Annotated in this window: 19 protein-coding genes; 8 read left to right on the top strand and 11 right to left on the bottom strand. The window is 61.5% G+C overall.

The features are described 5' to 3' along the window. The first annotated feature begins 3 nt into the window (after positions 1–3). Positions 4–741, top strand: a complete 738-nt coding sequence (locus tag VOI35_RS01745; RefSeq protein ID WP_407276185.1) for a 16S rRNA (uracil(1498)-N(3))-methyltransferase — start codon at positions 4–6, stop codon at positions 739–741. A gap of 1 nt (position 742) precedes the next feature. On the opposite strand, the gene VOI35_RS01740 is transcribed toward VOI35_RS01745, so the two are convergent. Further along, entirely contained in the window at positions 743–1,570 is an 828-nt protein-coding gene (locus VOI35_RS01740; RefSeq protein ID WP_407276184.1) for a class I SAM-dependent methyltransferase, read from the bottom strand. A gap of 140 nt (positions 1,571–1,710) precedes the next feature. Between VOI35_RS01740 and pyrE the strand changes: the two genes are divergently transcribed. Then, positions 1,711–2,358 carry an orotate phosphoribosyltransferase gene (gene pyrE, locus VOI35_RS01735; protein WP_407276183.1) on the top strand — a complete coding sequence of 216 codons (648 nt, stop codon included), beginning with the start codon at positions 1,711–1,713 and terminating at the stop codon, positions 2,356–2,358. Positions 2,359–2,532: 174 nt separating this feature from the next. Here pyrE and VOI35_RS01730 read toward each other — a convergent pair whose 3' ends face one another. The 5 genes from VOI35_RS01730 to VOI35_RS01710 all read right to left on the bottom strand — a co-directional run bounded on the left by VOI35_RS01730 (position 2,533) and on the right by VOI35_RS01710 (position 7,057). Beyond that, positions 2,533–3,099, bottom strand: a complete 567-nt coding sequence (locus tag VOI35_RS01730) for a peroxiredoxin (protein WP_407276182.1) — start codon at positions 3,097–3,099, stop codon at positions 2,533–2,535. 114 nt (positions 3,100–3,213) lie between these two features. Further along, complete coding sequence (locus tag VOI35_RS01725; protein WP_407276181.1) at positions 3,214–3,954, bottom strand: DsbC family protein; 741 nt, start codon at positions 3,952–3,954, stop codon at positions 3,214–3,216. A 63-nt stretch (positions 3,955–4,017) separates the two neighbouring features. Continuing rightward, positions 4,018–4,929 (bottom strand): site-specific tyrosine recombinase XerD, encoded by a 912-nt coding sequence (gene xerD / locus VOI35_RS01720; RefSeq protein ID WP_407276180.1) that lies wholly within the window; start codon positions 4,927–4,929, stop codon positions 4,018–4,020. Beyond that, positions 4,926–6,008, bottom strand: coding sequence for a VWA-like domain-containing protein (locus VOI35_RS01715; protein ID WP_407276179.1), 1,083 nt, complete (start codon positions 6,006–6,008; stop codon positions 4,926–4,928). The genes xerD and VOI35_RS01715 overlap by 4 nt, the downstream gene beginning before the upstream one ends. Before the next feature lie 2 nt (positions 6,009–6,010). Beyond that, positions 6,011–7,057 carry an AAA family ATPase gene (locus tag VOI35_RS01710; protein ID WP_407276178.1) on the bottom strand — a complete coding sequence of 349 codons (1,047 nt, stop codon included), beginning with the start codon at positions 7,055–7,057 and terminating at the stop codon, positions 6,011–6,013. Between the two features lie 363 nt (positions 7,058–7,420). On the opposite strand from VOI35_RS01710, the gene acs reads away from it, so the two are divergent. The 3 genes from acs (at position 7,421) to VOI35_RS01695 (ending at position 10,925) form a co-directional block, all read left to right on the top strand. Continuing rightward, the gene (gene acs, locus VOI35_RS01705; protein WP_407276177.1) at positions 7,421–9,373 is read left to right on the top strand and encodes an acetate--CoA ligase; all 1,953 of its coding nucleotides are present in this window, start codon (positions 7,421–7,423) and stop codon (positions 9,371–9,373) included. A 148-nt stretch (positions 9,374–9,521) separates the two neighbouring features. Continuing rightward, positions 9,522–10,232, top strand: coding sequence for a cytochrome b/b6 domain-containing protein (locus VOI35_RS01700; RefSeq protein WP_407276176.1), 711 nt, complete (start codon positions 9,522–9,524; stop codon positions 10,230–10,232). Between the two features lie 108 nt (positions 10,233–10,340). Further along, entirely contained in the window at positions 10,341–10,925 is a 585-nt protein-coding gene (locus tag VOI35_RS01695; RefSeq protein ID WP_407276175.1) for an AAA family ATPase, read from the top strand. A gap of 175 nt (positions 10,926–11,100) precedes the next feature. On the opposite strand, the gene rpsI is transcribed toward VOI35_RS01695, so the two are convergent. Further along, complete coding sequence (gene rpsI / locus VOI35_RS01690) at positions 11,101–11,493, bottom strand: 30S ribosomal protein S9 (protein ID WP_407276174.1); 393 nt, start codon at positions 11,491–11,493, stop codon at positions 11,101–11,103. 13 nt (positions 11,494–11,506) lie between these two features. Next, on the bottom strand, positions 11,507–11,935 hold the full coding sequence (rplM, locus tag VOI35_RS01685; RefSeq protein WP_407276173.1) for a 50S ribosomal protein L13: 429 nt from the start codon (positions 11,933–11,935) through the stop codon (positions 11,507–11,509). A gap of 280 nt (positions 11,936–12,215) precedes the next feature. Between rplM and VOI35_RS01680 the strand changes: the two genes are divergently transcribed. Beyond that, positions 12,216–13,460 (top strand): (Fe-S)-binding protein, encoded by a 1,245-nt coding sequence (locus tag VOI35_RS01680; protein ID WP_407276172.1) that lies wholly within the window; start codon positions 12,216–12,218, stop codon positions 13,458–13,460. Positions 13,461–13,474: 14 nt separating this feature from the next. Continuing rightward, entirely contained in the window at positions 13,475–13,822 is a 348-nt protein-coding gene (locus VOI35_RS01675; RefSeq protein WP_407276171.1) for an EthD family reductase, read from the top strand. On the opposite strand, the gene VOI35_RS01670 is transcribed toward VOI35_RS01675, so the two are convergent. The 3 genes from VOI35_RS01670 to trpD are packed head-to-tail and all read right to left on the bottom strand — an operon-like array spanning position 13,774 to position 16,072. Beyond that, positions 13,774–14,214: an OsmC family protein gene (locus VOI35_RS01670; RefSeq protein ID WP_407276170.1), complete on the bottom strand. Its 441-nt coding sequence runs from the start codon at positions 14,212–14,214 to the stop codon at positions 13,774–13,776. The genes VOI35_RS01675 and VOI35_RS01670 overlap by 49 nt on opposite strands. After that, positions 14,211–15,038, bottom strand: a complete 828-nt coding sequence (trpC, locus tag VOI35_RS01665; protein ID WP_407276169.1) for an indole-3-glycerol phosphate synthase TrpC — start codon at positions 15,036–15,038, stop codon at positions 14,211–14,213. The genes VOI35_RS01670 and trpC overlap by 4 nt, the downstream gene beginning before the upstream one ends. After that, positions 15,035–16,072 (bottom strand): anthranilate phosphoribosyltransferase, encoded by a 1,038-nt coding sequence (trpD, locus tag VOI35_RS01660; RefSeq protein ID WP_407276168.1) that lies wholly within the window; start codon positions 16,070–16,072, stop codon positions 15,035–15,037. The genes trpC and trpD overlap by 4 nt, the downstream gene beginning before the upstream one ends. Positions 16,073–16,209: 137 nt before the next feature. On the opposite strand from trpD, the gene glyQ reads away from it, so the two are divergent. Further along, a complete protein-coding gene (gene glyQ, locus VOI35_RS01655) occupies positions 16,210–17,136 on the top strand; it encodes a glycine--tRNA ligase subunit alpha (RefSeq protein ID WP_407276167.1) in 927 nt (308 codons plus the stop codon). The last annotated feature ends 13 nt before the right edge of the window (positions 17,137–17,149 follow it).

The raw sequence follows: 17,149 nt of genomic DNA, 5'->3' as shown, positions 1-17,149 counted from the left end.
CGCATGCGCATTCCCCGCCTGTATCTCGATACCCCGCTGCATTCTGGCGCCACCCTGCCCCTGCCGGAGGAGCGGCTCAACTATCTGAAAAATGTGCTGCGCCTGCGCGATGGCTTTTCCGTCCGGGTATTCAATGGCCGCGACGAAGAGGCGAGCGCCACGCTGCACCTCGATCGGCGGCAGGGGCATCTGACGGTGGGCGAGGTGGTTCACCGCAGCGTCGAATCCCCGCTGCACATCCATTTGCTGCAAGCCCTGGGCAAGGGCGAAAAAATGGACTGGGTCATCCAGAAAGCCGTGGAACTCGGGGTGCATCGCCTCACCCCGCTCAGCACCGGACGCAGCGTCGTCGAACTCAGCGACGAACGGGCGGAACGGCGCCAGCAACGATACCGCGACATCGCCATCAGCGCCTGCGAGCAATCGGGCCGCAACACCCTGCCCCGGATCGACCCCATCCATTCCCTGGCTGAAGCGCTCGATGCGACCGAAGCCGAACTGCGCTGGATTCTCCATCCCGCGACCACCCCGCCGCCCTCGATGCCCGCCGCCCGACCGCGCAGCGCCGCCATTCTGATCGGCCCCGAGGGCGGATTCAGCGCGGCAGAAGTCACACAGGCCGCCGCCGCCGGATTTATCCCCGTCACCTTCGGCCCGCGCATCCTGCGCACCGAAACCGCACCGATCGTCGCCTTGACCATTTTGCAACAGCGATTCGGAGATTTTGCCGCGCCCGAATAGTCTATGCCCAAGGTTTTGTGCCATAGACATAAAATGTGGTTGTGTCATTCCACAACCCACCCGGCGTATTCAATTGCTCAAGTCTGCGTTCGTAATCGGCGCGGGCAACAGCAAGCTGTTCTGCCGTCAAATTCGTCAACGGATGAGGGAATTGCCCCGGTGCTGGGTGAGCATCTGTCACCCAGGCGCTTTTTGCCTCATCCAGCCCAATGTAATTCCCGCCAGGAACGACCTGTACCTGCACATCCTGAAATCCCGCAGCTTCAAGCAGATGTCGACATTTCCCCACGCTGCCCGTGGGCTGGCTCATCCGATAATCCACACCTAGGCTCTTCAGCGCCGCCTGGGCTGTCACGCCGATGACAAATGCCTGCTCAGAAAACGCATTAAATCCGATGACCCCGCCGGGCGCCAATAACGACCACCAATGCCTCAAAACGCCCGGTAGGTCACTCATCCAAATCAAGGCAGAACAACAGAGGATGACATCAAAACGCCCCTGTGCGTATTCCAGTGACTCCGCATCACCCCACTCAAAGCGAACGGCGGCGCTTGGCACGGTGCGCAATTTTTCGCGTGCCTGCGCAAGCATGCCCTCCGAGATATCCACTCCGAGCACCGTACCGCCCACACCCAGTTTTGACGCCACATAGAAAGCGACTAAACCTGTGCCGGTAGCCACATCCAAAACTTGGGCATCCGGTTTGATGTTCAAAAAATCCACTAGCTGACGCGCCATCTGCGCATGCCAGTCACTGTCGTCATACGATGTGCTCCGCCGGGAATAGAGCGAGGCAATTTCCTGCTTATAGACAGACCATGACGACATAGTTATCGCAGACTCTGGATGAGACACGCATTCATCATAACAGCCGGGCGGGCAACCACACGGACCTGATCACCTGCCCCGCAAATACAGTGTTTGGCTGAGTTTCTGGCACAATGCGCCGGATCATTTGCGGAGGCTTCATGTCCAGTTATCAGCAGCAATTCATCGAATTCGCCCACCAGCATCATGCCCTGAAGTTTGGCGAATTTACGCTGAAGTCCGGGCGCATCAGCCCGTATTTCTTCAATGCCGGGGCTTTTTCCACCGGCGCGGCCCTGCGCGCCATCGGCCAGTTTTATGCCGAGGCCATTCTTGCCTCCGGCGTGACCTTCGATGTGCTGTTTGGGCCGGCCTACAAAGGCATTCCGCTCGCCGCAGCGACCAGTATCGCCCTGGCCGAAAAAACGGGTCAGACGATTCCCTGGGTGTTCAACCGCAAAGAGGCCAAGGACCACGGCGAGGGCGGCCAGCTCGTCGGCGCGCCATTACAAGGCCGGGTGTTGATCATCGATGATGTAATCACCGCCGGCACCGCCATCCGCGAATCGCTGGGCTTGATTCAGGCGGCCGGTGCCACGGCCGTCGGGGTCGCGGTGATGATCGACCGTCAAGAGCGCGGTCAGGGCACGCTGTCCGCGATTGGCGAACTGCAACGCGATCATCGGCTGACCGTTGTGACCATCGCCACGCTGGCCGATCTGATTCGTTACTGCGCAACCCAGCCTGCGCTGGCCGAGTCACTCGCCGCCATGCAAGCCTATCGGGCGCAGTACGGGACGGGTGATTGAAGCACCGCCCGTGTCATGAAAAAAGCGGGACGAGTCCCGCTGGCGCACCCCGAAAAACCGTTACGAACATGTTCTAGAGCAGGGAGCGGCGGGCTTGCGCCAGCTTCACGATCAGGGTGCAGTGAGACTTACCGTTCACATTCGCCCGCTGTAGTGGTCGGGTGGAATGCAGTGTCAGGCATCGTTTTTCTGAAGCCAAGCAATGACATTAGCCGCATTCTCGTGTGGCGGAAAAACCGGATAGAACACTTTGTGTATCGAACCGTTTTTAATTATGAGGGTGAGCCTTTTGATGAGGCGTAAGGCGTTGTATTTGAAGGTAGGCAGCCTCAATGCGGTTGCCAGCTCAAAACGACTGTCGCTCAATAACTCAAAAGGCAAATGGAGGCGCTGAACCGCTTCTTTCTGGTCTTCCGATGATTGCGAACTGACGCCATATACCTTGGCCCCTAAATTGAGAAGATCCGAGTGATGGTCACGAAATGAACAGGATTGTGGAGTGCATCCTCTTGCGCCAGGGATTTCGTTCCAGCCAACCATCGGAGGTGCATCCGGCCTCCCGGTCATGGGGTAGAAGTACACGACGGATATTCCGCCTTCAAGCCCAAGATTTATCTGGGCACCTGAAGTTCCTGTCAGGGCGATGGTAGGTATATTCATCCCTTCCAGATGGGCACATGCACCATCATCTTCAGGGACAGGCAAATCATCTGGCAGAACGAGTAAATTGCGTGTGTTCATTTGTTCCCTTTGTGTTCGGCCTAACAATCAGATAGGCGAGACGCGGGCTTACGCCAGCTTCTCGTTCAGTCGGTTTTTCGAGGTACCCGCTTTTTTGCCGAAGGGTGCGCCGGATTATTTCCCAGCCGTCTGTCCAGTCACGATCGGAATCAACATGGCCGCAGGGCGATAACCCGGCACAGCGGAGCCGTCCGGCAGAATGATGTACGGCGTACCGCTCATCCCGAGCTGCTCGGCCAGCGCCATGTTGTCTTCGACCAGTTTGTTTTGACAGGCGTCCCCCGATAACGGCTTGCGTGCCATCGCCTGATCGAGCATTGCCGCCGGCTGCTTGCTGCACATCACCTGCGAGGATTCCACATAACCGGGCGAACCGGCGCCCGCACGCGGGGTGAGAATGGCCTGCACCTCGATTCCGGCCGCCTGCAACGCGGGCACTTCGCGGTGCAGTTTTTCACAGAACGGGCAAGTCGGATCGGTCAGAATGGTGAGTGAGCCTTTTTTGGCGCCGGTGGCCGGGAAAATGATTTTGTGGCTGGCCGGTACGGTTTTGAGCAGTTCCAGGCGCTGTTTATCGCGCACCTGCTCGGTCAGATTCACATGGTTTTTGAGATCGAGCAGACTGCCCGCCAGCAGAAACTGACCATCGGCCGTGACATACGCAATCTGACCGCCCGAGATCACTTGGTACAAGCCCTTGACCGGCGTGGGCGTGACGCTCTGGATCGGCAGATCCGGCATGTTTTGGGCAAGGCTCGATCGGATGGCCTGCTCATCGGCCGCTGCATCGGCCAAAACTACGGGCACGGCGGCCATCGAACAAGCCAGAGCCAGGGTAAGGGTTTGGGCGGTCATGGAAAAAAAGCGCTTCATAAAGTCTCTCTGGCGGGCTCGGTCAAATCGGTGGACAAGCATAGCCTATCCCCGGGGATGGTGGGCGGCATGCAGCATTTTCAAACGCGCCGTGGCCACATGGGTGTAAATCTGGGTCGTCGATAAATCCGCATGGCCAAGCAACATCTGCAACGCGCGCAAATCCGCGCCGTGATTCAGCAGGTGCGTGGCAAACGCGTGACGCAGGGTGTGGGGTGAGGGCAACTGCGACAAACCGGCCTGGCGGGCATGCGCCTTGATGCGATACCAGAACGCCTGACGGGTCATCGCCTCACCGCGCTCGGTCACGAACACGCTCGCAGTCTGTCGCGACCCAAGCAAGGCCGGGCGCGCCGTCTGCAGATAACGCGCCAGCCAGTGTGCCGCCTCGTCGCCCAAGGGAACGAGCCGATCTTTATTGCCCTTGCCGGTCACCCGCACCACCCCCTGCGCCAAGCTAATCTGACCGAAGGACAGGCCGATCAGTTCCGAAACCCGTAAGCCGGTGGCATACAACAGCTCCAGCATGGCACGATCGCGCAAACCCAAGACCTCGGTCACGACCGGCGCCTGCAGCAGCCGTTCGACTTCCGCCTCGGTCAAACTCTGCGGCAAGGCGCGCGGCAGACGCGGTGCCGGAATGCTCGTCATCGGGTCATCCGCCCGATGCCCTTCGCGGCGCAACCAGGCAAAAAACCGCCGCAAGGCGGCGCGCTGACGCGCAACGGAGCGGCTGGTTTGCCCGGTATTGAGCCGCGCGGAGAGCACAAGCCCCAAAGCCGTCGCCTCGGCTTGCCACAAAGGGCAAGGCAGGGCGCGAGCCGTCAAACGCAGATCGCTGCGGTACGCCGATTGGGTGTGCGTGCTCAAGCCTTCTTCCAGCCAGAGCGCCTGCACGAAGGCATCGATCAGCGCCGCGTCTTGCGGCGATACGGGGTCGGGTTGAGCCGGATTCATGCCGCATTCATCCACAACACGGTGCCAAACGGCGGCATGGGGCGTTGCCCGCCCCCCGCCTGTTGCGGCACGAGCCAAAATACCGGGAAACGGGGCGGATGCACAGGCCAGGTGCCGAACAGATCCGTGCAATACACCAGCGCATCGACCGCCGCATCCTCGGCCACCCGCGCAAACACGGGGCGGAAATCCGTCCCGCCACCACCCGCAAAGCCATCGATGCGGGGCATCGAATTCCATGGGCGGTCTTCGTGAATGCGGTTGTCGCAGGTAACCAGCCGCAAGGACATGGGAAACTGCCCACGCAACCGCTCGGCTTCCATCAGGAACTGCGCGATCCAGACCGGATCAATCGAACCACTCACATCGACCGCCAGCACCAGCGCAAGCTGCCGACCGCCGAGCCTTGGCAGCAACACCGGCGGCACGGCACGGCGTGATGGACGGTCGAATTGCCAGCGAAGATACGCCCGACGGGTCAACCACAGGCGCAACAGCGCGCGCCAATCGGTCGGGCTAGTCGGCGGCGGCCTCCCCGCCGAGCCACGACCCGCGCCCGCGCCGCGCCCCGCAGACTGTGGCGCGGCGGCCAGATCCTCCGTTGCCGTCGGTCGCGGTGGCGCGATCTCACCGGGATTGGCCTCGTCCCCGCCGTCCGCCCGCGCCGTTTCAGCCGACCGGCGCAGCGCATCGGGTCGCGCCATCCACGCATCGCCCGGCTCGGTCACCGGCACCCCCGGCCAAGTGCCGTGATGATCGCCCCGCCAGGACAGCAACGGCTCCGGCACGGCCAGCCCCCGCAGTAATTGCTGCACCGCGTCATCCAGCGCGGCAGAAACCGGTGCCCGCCCGACGCGCCAAGGGCGGTGCCCCAACGCCGCATGCGCGGCAAGATGCAGTGCGGCCGCCCGCAGTTGGGCAGTATCCACCCGATCAAGCCAGTCGCGGCGCAGCACCACGGCTTCGGCCGATAGCCCCACGCCCGCCCCCTGCGCGGCCCAATGCACGCGGCGCGGCAATGCGCGCATCAAGGCGGGATACTCTGCCTGCAAGGCGGCGAGGGTGGCCTGCCAGCGCACCGTCAGCCCTCCATCCCCGGAGGCAACTGATCGCCCCGGGCGGCCACCCAGGCAGAAAACGCCGGTTCATCGAAGAGGCGATCCCCCGCGAGTTCGTGCAATTGCTCGACCAGACCAAAGGCGAGCGGCGGCTCGGGCAGTCGTTCCGCCAGTGCAAGGGCTTCCGCCAGCGACAGCGACCCGGCACGCACGGCGCTCAGAATCGCCCGACTGGCCTCGATCTGTGCCTCCAGCGGCATCCCGGCGGGAAAGGCATTTTCATCGGTCAACCAGCGCCGTACCGCCCCCGTACCCGCCACCCACTGCGCGAGGGCGGCGGCGGCCTGCTTGCCAACGCATCCGGCCACCAAGGCTTCTGCCGAATCGCTCCAGTCCTCATGCGCGGCGAGCATCCGGCTGGCAAATGCCCAACTGCGCGGGCTGGGGAAGGCGACGGTGTCGGCATCGGCCGGGAAAACACTCAGCCACTGCGGCTCGGCGCGCACAAACGCCTGGATGCGCTGATCGATCCCCGCCGACTGCGCCCAGTCGAGCCATTGTTCCACCGCCACGACCAGCGAGAGGTGCATGAACCGGTTCGCCAGCGGCGCAGGCATGACAAAGGTAATGCCGTGGTCGCTCAAGCGATTGCCCGCCGCGACGAGAATCCAGCCGGGGGGCAAGGCATACGCGCCCAGACGCCGGTCGAGAATCAACTGATAGGCACTGGCCGCGACTGGCGGTGGTGCCGCATTGATTTCATCGAGAAACAGAACACCCCGGGCACCATCCCGTTCCGCCTGCGGCAATTCATCGGGCGGCACCCAACGCACACGCCCCTGCTCATGCACGGGAATGCCGCGCAGATCAGTCGGTTCGAGCTGGGAGAGCCGGAGGTCGATCACCGGCACACCACAGGCGGCAGCGGCTTGGCGAACGATCGCCGATTTGCCGATGCCCGGCGCGCCCCAGATCATGATCGGCACCGCCGACTCCGGCGCCGCCAAGGCATCGATCAGCAGCGCATGCAGCGCCATCGGGCGGAAGCCCGGCAGGGAATCATCAGACATTTCGTTTTTCCAGCGCCGCGCGGCGTTTCCTTAATCGGGCGGCTTTTGGCAGAATCACTGCCCAGTGTAGTGAATCACGCTTGCTGGCACTTTCAGAGCCGCTCCAAGATGCCAGGACAAGGCGCGGTGTGCAGGCCATAGTGGGCTCTATGGTCAAACGCCGCAACGCCGTCATGGCGTCTTGGGGTGGCTCCCTGCGGGCGAGCCCCTGAGCGGCCATCCGCTGCGTTGCGGTTTCTTGAAATAGTCCCGGCTATTCCTGCGAAACCACGCCTTGCGGCTGACTACTCAGGGACTCGCTGAATGTACCAACAAGCGTGATTCACTACACTCGTTTTTACCGCGCCGCGCAAGAGTTTTACGATGAGCAATCTGGAATCTATCTTAACGGAAAACCGAATTTTCCCGCCGAACCCCGCTTTTTCTGCCCGGGCGCGCATTGACAGCAAGGCCGCCTATGATCGCCTGGTTGCGGAAGCCGAGGCGGATTATGAAGGGTTCTGGGCACGGCTCGCCCGCGAATTCGTCACTTGGGACACTCCGTTCTCCACCGTGCTGGATGCCCACCGCGCACCGCACTACCGCTGGTTCACCGAAGGGCGGCTGAATGCCTCCGTCAACTGCATCGACCGCCATCTGCCCACCAAGGCGAACAAGATCGCGCTCATCGCCGAAGCGGATGACGGCAGCGTGCGCCATATCAGCTATCAACAATTGCATGATCAGGTCGCCCAACTGGCCAACGGCCTCCGCTCGCTCGGCATCGCCCAGGGCGATCGCGTCATCATCTACATGCCGATGATTCCCGAAGCGTCCATCGCCATGCTCGCCTGCGCGCGCATCGGGGCGATTCACTCCGTGGTGTTCGGCGGCTTTTCCGCCGAGGCGCTGCGCGACCGGATCAACGATACCGGCGCTCGACTGATCATCACCGCCGATGGCGGGATGCGCGGCGGCCGCGCCGTGCCGCTCAAAGCTGCGGTGGATAAAGCGATCGAAGCTGGCTGCCCCTCCGTCGAAAAAGTGGTGGTGTACGAACGAATTGGCAACGCCTGCCTGACCGAAGGTCGGGATATTGCCTGGGCCACCCTGACCGCCGCCCAACCCAGCACCTGCCCGCCGGTCATGGTCGAGGCCGAACACCCGTTATTTTTACTCTACACCTCCGGCTCGACGGGCAAACCGAAGGGCGTGCAGCACAGCACCGGCGGTTTTCTCGTCAACGCCTGCATGACCAATGCCTGGGTGTTCGATCTCACCGACGACGATGTGTACTGGTGTACGGCGGATGTGGGCTGGATCACCGGCCACAGCTATGTCACCTACGGGCCGCTGGCGCTCGGCGTCACCCAGGTGATGTTCGAGGGTATCCCGTCTTATCCCGATGGCGGCCGCTTCTGGCAGATGATCGAGCGGCACAAGGTGAGCGTGTTCTACACCGCGCCCACGGCCATTCGCGCGCTGATGAAACTCGGGGATGCCATTCCAGCGCAATACGATCTCACCAGCCTGCGGCTGCTCGGCACGGTGGGCGAGCCCATCAATCCGGAAGCCTGGATGTGGTATCACCGCGTGATCGGCGCTGAGCGCTGCCCGATCGCCGACACCTGGTGGCAAACCGAAACCGGCGCGCACATGATCGCCCCACTGCCCGGCGCGATCGCCACCAAACCGGGCTCCTGCACCCTGCCCCTGCCCGGCATCATCGCCGACATCGTCGATGACGAAGGCAACCCGGTCGGTCACAACCAGGGCGGCAATCTCGTCATCAAAAAACCCTGGCCGTCGATGATCCGCACCATCTGGGGCGATGACGCCCGCTTCGCGCGCAGCTATTTCCCCGAAAAACTCAAGGGCTACTACCTCGCGGGGGATTCCGCTCGGCGCGATGACGATGGCTATTTCTGGATCATGGGGCGCATCGACGATGTGCTGAATGTCTCCGGCCATCGCCTCGGCACCATGGAAATCGAATCCGCCCTGGTCGCCCATCCCAAAGTCGCCGAAGCGGCTGTGGTCGGCAAACCGCATGAGATCAAAGGCGAGGCGGTCGTCGCCTTCGTCGTCTGCAAGGGCGAGCGCCCGCAGGGTGCCGAGGCCGAGGCCATGGTCAATACCCTGCGCGACTGGGTGGCCGAACAAATCGGCCCCATCGCCAAACCGGACGACATCCGCTTCGGCGACAACCTGCCCAAAACCCGCTCCGGCAAGATCATGCGCCGCCTGCTGCGCGGTATTGCCATCGGCGAACTGCCGCAAGGGGATGTCTCCACCCTAGAGAACCCGGCGATCCTTGAGCAGTTGCTCGGCAAATAAGCCAGAATCAAGGGTGCCCAAGGGCGCGAAAAACCCAACGACTTGCGTCATTCTCGCCTTGAGGCATCCTTGACCCAAACCGGAAGCGCTGGATAAATCAGCGCTTTCTCTTATCCAATCTATTCATTCGTTTCACCGGGAGAACACCGTGTCCAACCCCACCCCCGCCAAGCCGCGCCATATCAAAGTCTGGGATCTGCCCATCCGCCTGTTTCACTGGCTGCTGGTCATCGGAATTTTCGCCATGTGGCTGACCGCCGATGTCCTCGACCGGCTCGGCCTGCATATGGCGATCGGCCTGGCGCTGCTGGGACTGATCGTATTTCGTCTGGTCTGGGGCGTCATCGGCAGCGACACCGCGCGTTTTACGCAGTTCGTCAAATGCCCGCGCAGTATTCTTGCCTATCTCAAGCAACCCAAAACCGGCGTCTGGCTGGGTCATAATCCGCTGGGCGCCCTGTCTGTGCTGGCCATGCTCACCTCAATCCTCGTACAACTGGTCACCGGACTCTTTGCCAATGACCAGATCTACAACGAAGGCCCCTTGTCCGATTATGTTTCCGAACGAATGCAGGATCTGATGAGTGCGATCCACCAAATCAATTTTTATGTGTTGCTGGCGTTGATCGCCCTGCATCTCGTGGCCATCGCGTTTTATCAATTCAAGAAAAAAGAACCGCTGGTGCAGGCGATGATCACCGGCCAGCGCAGACTGCAAGCCGATGAAAAAGTGCTCAATCCCAACCCGCGCTTTGCCGGCTGGATTGCCTTTCTCATCGCCGCAGGATTCGGAGTCACAGCCTGGTACCTGCTGCACAGCCACGCACCGCTCGTGGCGCAGTGGCTTGGCCTGAAATAACCACAAACTTAGTGATGTTATGGCCTATCGCACGAGTCGGCAATATCGGATTTCTTGCTCCTTACGAGCACTACGGGTTCCCATAAGGCGCTGGGCAGAAGCTGTATCATGAGTAACCAACATTTTCACGTCATCACCGGCGCGTCTGGATCTGGTAAATCAACACTCATAGCTGCGCTGGGCGAGCTGGGATACTCCACCGTTCCAGAAGCAGCATTAGCCTTCATGCGCGAACAATTGGGGTGCAATGGCAAAACTCTACCTATAACGGATCGCACTGCATTCATGGAAGCAGTTCTTGCCCGCAGCATCCAAGACTATGAAGTGGCCAAGTCTCTCCAAACACCTGTGTTCTTTGATCGCGGCATCCCCGAATGGCTACGGCTTTTGAACTCAAGCGAGTCGAATTGCCAAGTAGCTGCACAGTGCCGTTATGCCAGAACGGTATTCGTGGCAGAGCCGTGGCCAGAGATTTACGTGCGCGATCACGAGCGCACACATAGCTTCGACAGGGCTGCCAAGTCCTATGTGCCAACAATCGCAGCGTATGTTCAATCAGGGTACGAAACTTGCGTTTTGCCAAAGGTTTCGGTTCAGGAGCGCGTAGCGTTCATTCTCGCGCAAGTGGGCGCTGGTGCTCAACAAATCGCTGCAGCCGACCGCCATCCCGCTACGCGGACTGTCGGCGGCTGAGCCTCAGGCGATAGGAACATTCACATAGCCCCCGATCAGCAAGCCAGAAAGAAGTCTCGAACGCAGCCCAGGGGCAGACTGGATCCAACACAACTCAAGTCCGGAGTGAAAAAAACGAAAACCCCCGACAATTGCCGGGGGTTGTTCGCTTTGGGCTTCGAGCCGCGAGAAAGGATCAGCGCTTGGAGAACTGCACCGCGCGGCGGGCTTTGCGCAAACCGACTTTCTTCCGCTCGACTTCCCGCGCATCGCGGGTCACAAACCCTGCTTCGCGCAGCTTGCCGCGGAATGATTCGTCAAATTCGATCAGGGCACGGGTCAGCCCATGGCGGATCGCGCCAGACTGACCGCTGGGGCCACCCCCGGCGACGGTGACGAATACATCGAAACGGTTACCGACTTCCAGAAGCTCCAACGGCTGACGCACGACCATGCGTGCAGTCTCACGACCAAAGAAGTCGTCAATCGATTTGCCGTTGATGGTGATTGCGCCATTGCCTGGGCGCAGGAACACCCGAGCCGCTGAGGTTTTGCGACGGCCGGTACCGTAATTTTGGGTGACTGCCATGATGATTCTCCGATCAGATCTCAAGCGGCTTGGGTTGCTGCGCCGCGTGATTATGCTCGCTACCGGCATACACCTTAAGCTTGCGGTACATTTCACGACCCAGGGGGTTCTTCGGCAACATGCCTTTGACCGCCAGCTCGATCACGCGCTCGGGGGAGCGTTCGATGAGCTTTTCAAAGGTGAAATGCTTCATGTTCCCCACAAAGCCGGTGTGGAAGTGATACATCTTGTCTTGCGACTTATTGCCCGTGACTTTTACATCCTTGGCATTGACGATGATGATGTAATCACCCGTATCGACATGCGGCGTGAACTCGGCTTTGTGCTTACCCCGCAGACGACGCGCGACTTCCGTCGCCAGGCGACCCAGGGTCTTGCCTGAGGCGTCGATCACGAACCAGTCGCGCTTGACTTCAGCCGACTTGGCAGAAAAAGTTTTCATTAGATTTCAAGCTCCCAACGAAGCAGAAAAGTGGCTTTGGATTCAAAGAGGCGGCGATTCTAGCCAAAGCTCAGGGGGATGACAAGGACAATTTCCGACTTTAAGCCAGAAAGCCCCAAAGAAAAAAACCGGCGCAAGCGCCGGCAATAGAACCACCAAAGGAAAATCAGCAATTAACGAGATTAGAATACTCTAATAATTGAAAATTGCAAGCGTCTCGTGCAATTTTCTGTTTTGAACGCCGCTTGCCCCATCCCCCAAGGCATGATGTGATGCCTGTATGAATCAGCCCTATCGTACCGAAACGCCCCAACCAGACTGGGCCACAGTCAAACAGTCCGCGCTGAGTTGTGTGATGTGCGGCCTTTGCCTGCCGCACTGCCCCACCTTTGCACGACAGCAAAATGAAGCGCAGGGCCCGCGCGGACGGGTCAGCCTGATGCTCGGTCTGGCAGAGGGACAGTTGACGGCAGACGCATCGATTCTCGAATCGCTCGATGGCTGCCTGACCTGCCGCGCCTGTGAGGCAGCCTGTCCATCCAAGGTGCCGTATGGGGCATTGATCGATGACACGCGCGCCCTGCTGGCGTCGCAAACACCGGTGCCCGTCAGTCAACGGCAGCCGTGGCGCTGGCTGCGTGATGTGGTGTTTTCCCAGCGTCAACGCATGGGGCGATTATCTTGGCTGGCTCACGGGCTGGATCGTCTTACCCCCCTCTGGCGCCGTTTGGGCGGACGACTCACCGCCGCACTGCCCTCACCGCTGCCGCCCCCCTATCTCCATCCGGTCACGGCTCGAAAAACGCCGCCAAAGCCGGCGCAGGAACGCCCCTGCGTGGCGCTCTTCATCGGCTGCATGGGCAGTTCGCTCGGCGCGGATGTCAGTCGCGCCGCCGAACAGGTACTCGACCGGCTCGGCTTTGTGGTGTGGACACCGCCGCAGCAAGCCTGTTGCGGGGCGATGCATCAACATGGCGGCGATCCCGCCCAGGCAGCGGCCTTGCGCGAAACCAATCGGGCGCTATTCGCCACCGCGCCCAATCTGGCGGCCATCGTGGTGATCAATACGGCCTGCGCGGTCGAACTCGCGCGCGCATCGTTTGAGGTACCGGTGATCGAATTGACGCAATTCCTCGCAGATATGCCCGATGAGCGTTGGCCCGCCTTGTCGCCCATCCCAGCCACCCTTGCCGTCCATCTGCCCTGCAGTCAGCAGCGGGCATTGAAGCAGTCGGGCAGTACGGCTCGGCTGTTACGCCGCATTCCCGGCCTGACGCTGCATTCGCTGGCCAGCAACCGCCTTTGCTGCGGCGCCGCCGGGATGCACGCCCTCATGAATCCCGATGAAGCCGCCGCATTGCGGGCACCCTTGCTCGCCGAAATCGCGGCGCTCGATGCTTCGGCCGTTTCCTGCAATATCGGCTGTGCCGCGCATTTGAGCGCAGGCTTGCAGCAGCCGGTCAAACACCCTGTCGAATGGATTGCCGCCGCGCTGCCGCCCGCGCCATCCTCCTCGATGCAATAGCCCGGAGAAACTCCATGATCGTGATTCAAATCAGCTATGCCCACGCACCCGGTGGCTGGTTCGATATGGACTATTACGCGCAGCAGCACCTACCAATGGTGTTGGCGCGGGTGGCGGATCAACCGGGATTGCTTGGGGTCACGGTCGAGGCGGATGCCGGTGGCGAAGCCCCGGGCAGCCAAGCGCCCGAGGCGGCGATTTGCCGCTTCACCTACACCAGCCGGGCGGCGTTCGACGCGGCCTTTGCGCCGCATTGGGCGGAAATCGAGGCGGATGTGCCGAACTACACCAATTTGGCGCCGGTGCTGGCCTATTACGCGCCGGTCTCGCTCCCGGTTGCGGAGCGCACTTCAAAGTCGTAGGTGATCTCGACCTTCTCTTTGAGCATCGCTGAAACCGAGCAGTATTTATCGGCCGAAAGCTTGACGGCGCGCTCAACCTGCTTGGCCTCCACGCCCTCGCCCACCACGACATAATGCAGATGAATCTTGGTGAACACCTTGGGCGCGGCCACTTCGGCGCGTTCCGCCTGTAATTCGATCCAGCAATCCTGCACCGGTTGGCGCTGCTTGCCGAGAATCATCATCACATCGATGGCCGTACAGCCGCCCAAGCCCATCAAGACCATTTCCATCGGCCGGGCACCGAGGTTGCGCCCGCCAATCTCTGGCGAGCCATCTAGAACGATGCCGTGACCGCTATCCGCCTCGGCGACAAACGCCATGCCATCGAGCCATTTCACCCGTGCTTTCATCGTGTTGCTCCAAACAGTTGCATTAAGGCCACGCCCGGATCCGGCGCCCGCATGAAGGCTTCGCCCACCAGAAAAGCGTGAACGCCGTGCGTGCGCATCAAGGACACATCCGCTGCCGTGAGGATACCGCTTTCGGTCACGACCAACACCTCGGGCGGGATGCGATCGAGCAGGCACAGGGTCGTTTCCAGACTCACGGCGAAGCTGCGCAAATCGCGGTTGTTGATGCCAACGAGCGAAATACCCAAGGCCAGCGCGCGCTCAAGCTCCTGCGCGTCGTGCACTTCGACCAGCACATCCATGCCGAGCGCGGTCGCCTGCCGGTGCAGATCGGCCATTCGCGCATCGTCCAGCGCGGCGGCGATCAGCAGAATGCAGTCGGCGCCGAGCGCGCGGGCTTCGAGCACCTGATAGGCATCGGTCATGAAATCCTTGCGCAACACCGGCAGGGCGCAGGCCGAACGCGCCGCGCGCAGGTAATCTTCATGCCCCTGGAAGAAATCGTGATCGGTCAACACGGACAGGCAGGCCGCGCCACCGGCGGCATATTGCCGGGCGATGACCGGCGGATCGAATGGATCGCGCAGTACCCCCCGGCTGGGGGAGGCTTTTTTGATTTCGGCAATCACGGCGGCATCGCCCGCCGCGATCTTTCGGCGCAAGGCCGCGACAAATCCGCGCGGCGGCTCGACGGTCGGGATTGCCGCTTCCAGCAGGGATTCGGGCTGCGTCACCCGGCGGGCAGCCACTTCTTCCTGCTTGCGGGCGAGAATCTTTTTGAGGATGTCTGGCGGATTGGCCGACGGGGGGCTCTGGGTCGTCATACCGATGGCTCCTGCGCTGCGCAACGGCGAGTCTTTTCAATCAAGGCGTCGAGTTTTGCCAGCGGCGCGCCTGTTTCGAGCAGCGCCCGCGCCCGCGCGACACCGACGGCCAACGAATCGGCCAAATCCGCCGCGTAGATAGCCGCGCCCGCATTGAGCGCGATCATGTCTGCCGGCGCGCCGCCCGCGCCACCCAGCGCCGCGCGCACCAGCGCCACGCTACGCACCGGGCCATCGACCACCATGCTCGACAGGGGTTGACGCGACAGGCCGAAATCCTCCGGCGCAATGCGATAGCGCGAGATCTGCCCGTGATGTAACTCGGCCACCTCGGTCGCTTCCGCCAGACTGATCTCATCGAGGCCATCGTGGCTGTGCACGACCAGCACATGCCGGGCACCCAATTGCTGCATCACCGCCGCCAGCGGTTCCAGCCAGTGTTCGGCATATACCCCGAGCACCATCGACGGGGCATTGGCCGGGTTGGTCAAAGGACCGAGCACATTGAACAGGGTACGAACCCCCAATTCCTTGCGCGGCACGGCGGCATGACGCATCGAGCCATGATGTTTCGGCGCAAACATGAACCCAACCCCCAGTTCGCGCACGCATTCGGCCACGCATTCAGCAGGAATATCCAGCACCACGCCCGCCGCTTCCAGCATGTCGGCGCTGCCGGATTTGCTGGTGATCGACCGGTTGCCGTGTTTGGCGACATGCCCGCCCGCCGCCGCAACGACAAAGCCGGAAGCGGTCGACACATTGAACAGCGCCGAGCCATCGCCCCCCGTGCCAACGATATCGACGAGATGCGGCACATCGACCGCCACCCCCACAGCCAGGGCGCGCATCACCTCGGCTGCCGCCGTAATCTCGTCCACGGTTTCGCCCTTCATGCGCAGGGCAACCATGAATCCGGCCACCTGCACGGGGGTGGCACCGCCCGACATGATCTGCCGCATCACGGCACGCATATCGGTGCGGGAAAGGGATTGCCGATCAACGGCGTGGGCGATGGCTTGGCTAATATCCATGGCGTGCACGGGCTCAGGTTTCATTCATTGGTGAAAAATTTGTGGCAAACCTTATCACGGAGACCCCGCGCGCTGCCACGATGCGGCGCGACTCGGTATACTCCCCAGTCTTTTGAATGCCTGCCAAGAAGCTTGCCATGCCCGCATTGACCACCCATCACGATCTTTCCACCTTTCAGGGGCTGATTCTCGCGCTCTCCGAATACTGGGCAGCGCAGGGTTGTGCCGTGCTGCAGCCACTCGACATGGAAGTGGGCGCGGGCACCTTTCACCCGGCCACCTTCCTGCGCGCGATCGGCCCCGAGCCTTGGCGCACCGCCTTCGTTCAGCCCTCGCGCCGCCCAACGGATGGACGGTATGGCGAAAATCCCAACCGGTTGCAGCATTACTACCAGTTTCAGGTGTTACTGAAGCCCTCGCCGGACAATATCCAGCAGCTCTATCTCGACTCGCTCGCCCTGCTCGGCTTCGACCCACTGACCCACGACATCCGCTTCGTCGAAGACAACTGGGAATCCCCCACGCTCGGCGCCTGGGGCTTGGGTTGGGAAGTTTGGCTGAATGGCATGGAAGTCACACAGTTCACCTATTTCCAGCAGATCGGCGGGCTTGATTGCCGCCCCGTATCCGGCGAGATCACCTATGGGCTGGAACGGCTGGCGATGTACATGCAGGGCGTGAACAGCGTGTATGACCTGGTCTGGAGCCGTAGCGCCGCGGGCATCATTACTTATGGCGATGTGTACCACCAGAACGAGGTGGAGCAATCAACCTACAATTTCGAAGAAGCCGACACCGCTTTTCTGTTCGGCGTCTTCGATCAGGCCGAGGCCGAATCCGCGCGGCTGGTCGCGCGTGGCCTCCCCCTGCCCGCCTATGAGCAGGTGCTCAAGGCGTCCCATGCCTTCAACCTGCTCGATGCCCGCCGCGCCATCTCCGTCACCGAACGCCAGCGCTTCATTCTGCGCGTGCGCACGCTGGCGCGTGGCGTGGCCGAAGCGTACTACGCCCGCCGGGAAGCGCTCGGCTTTCCGATGCTCGCCCAAACCCAACCCTCTGCCTGATCCTGCTGGATGC

The sequence above is a fragment of the Halothiobacillus sp. DCM-1 genome (genome assembly GCF_045689735.1).
Classification (GTDB): domain Bacteria; phylum Pseudomonadota; class Gammaproteobacteria; order Halothiobacillales; family Halothiobacillaceae; genus Halothiobacillus.
This window is presented reverse-complemented; position numbering and strand designations above follow the sequence as displayed.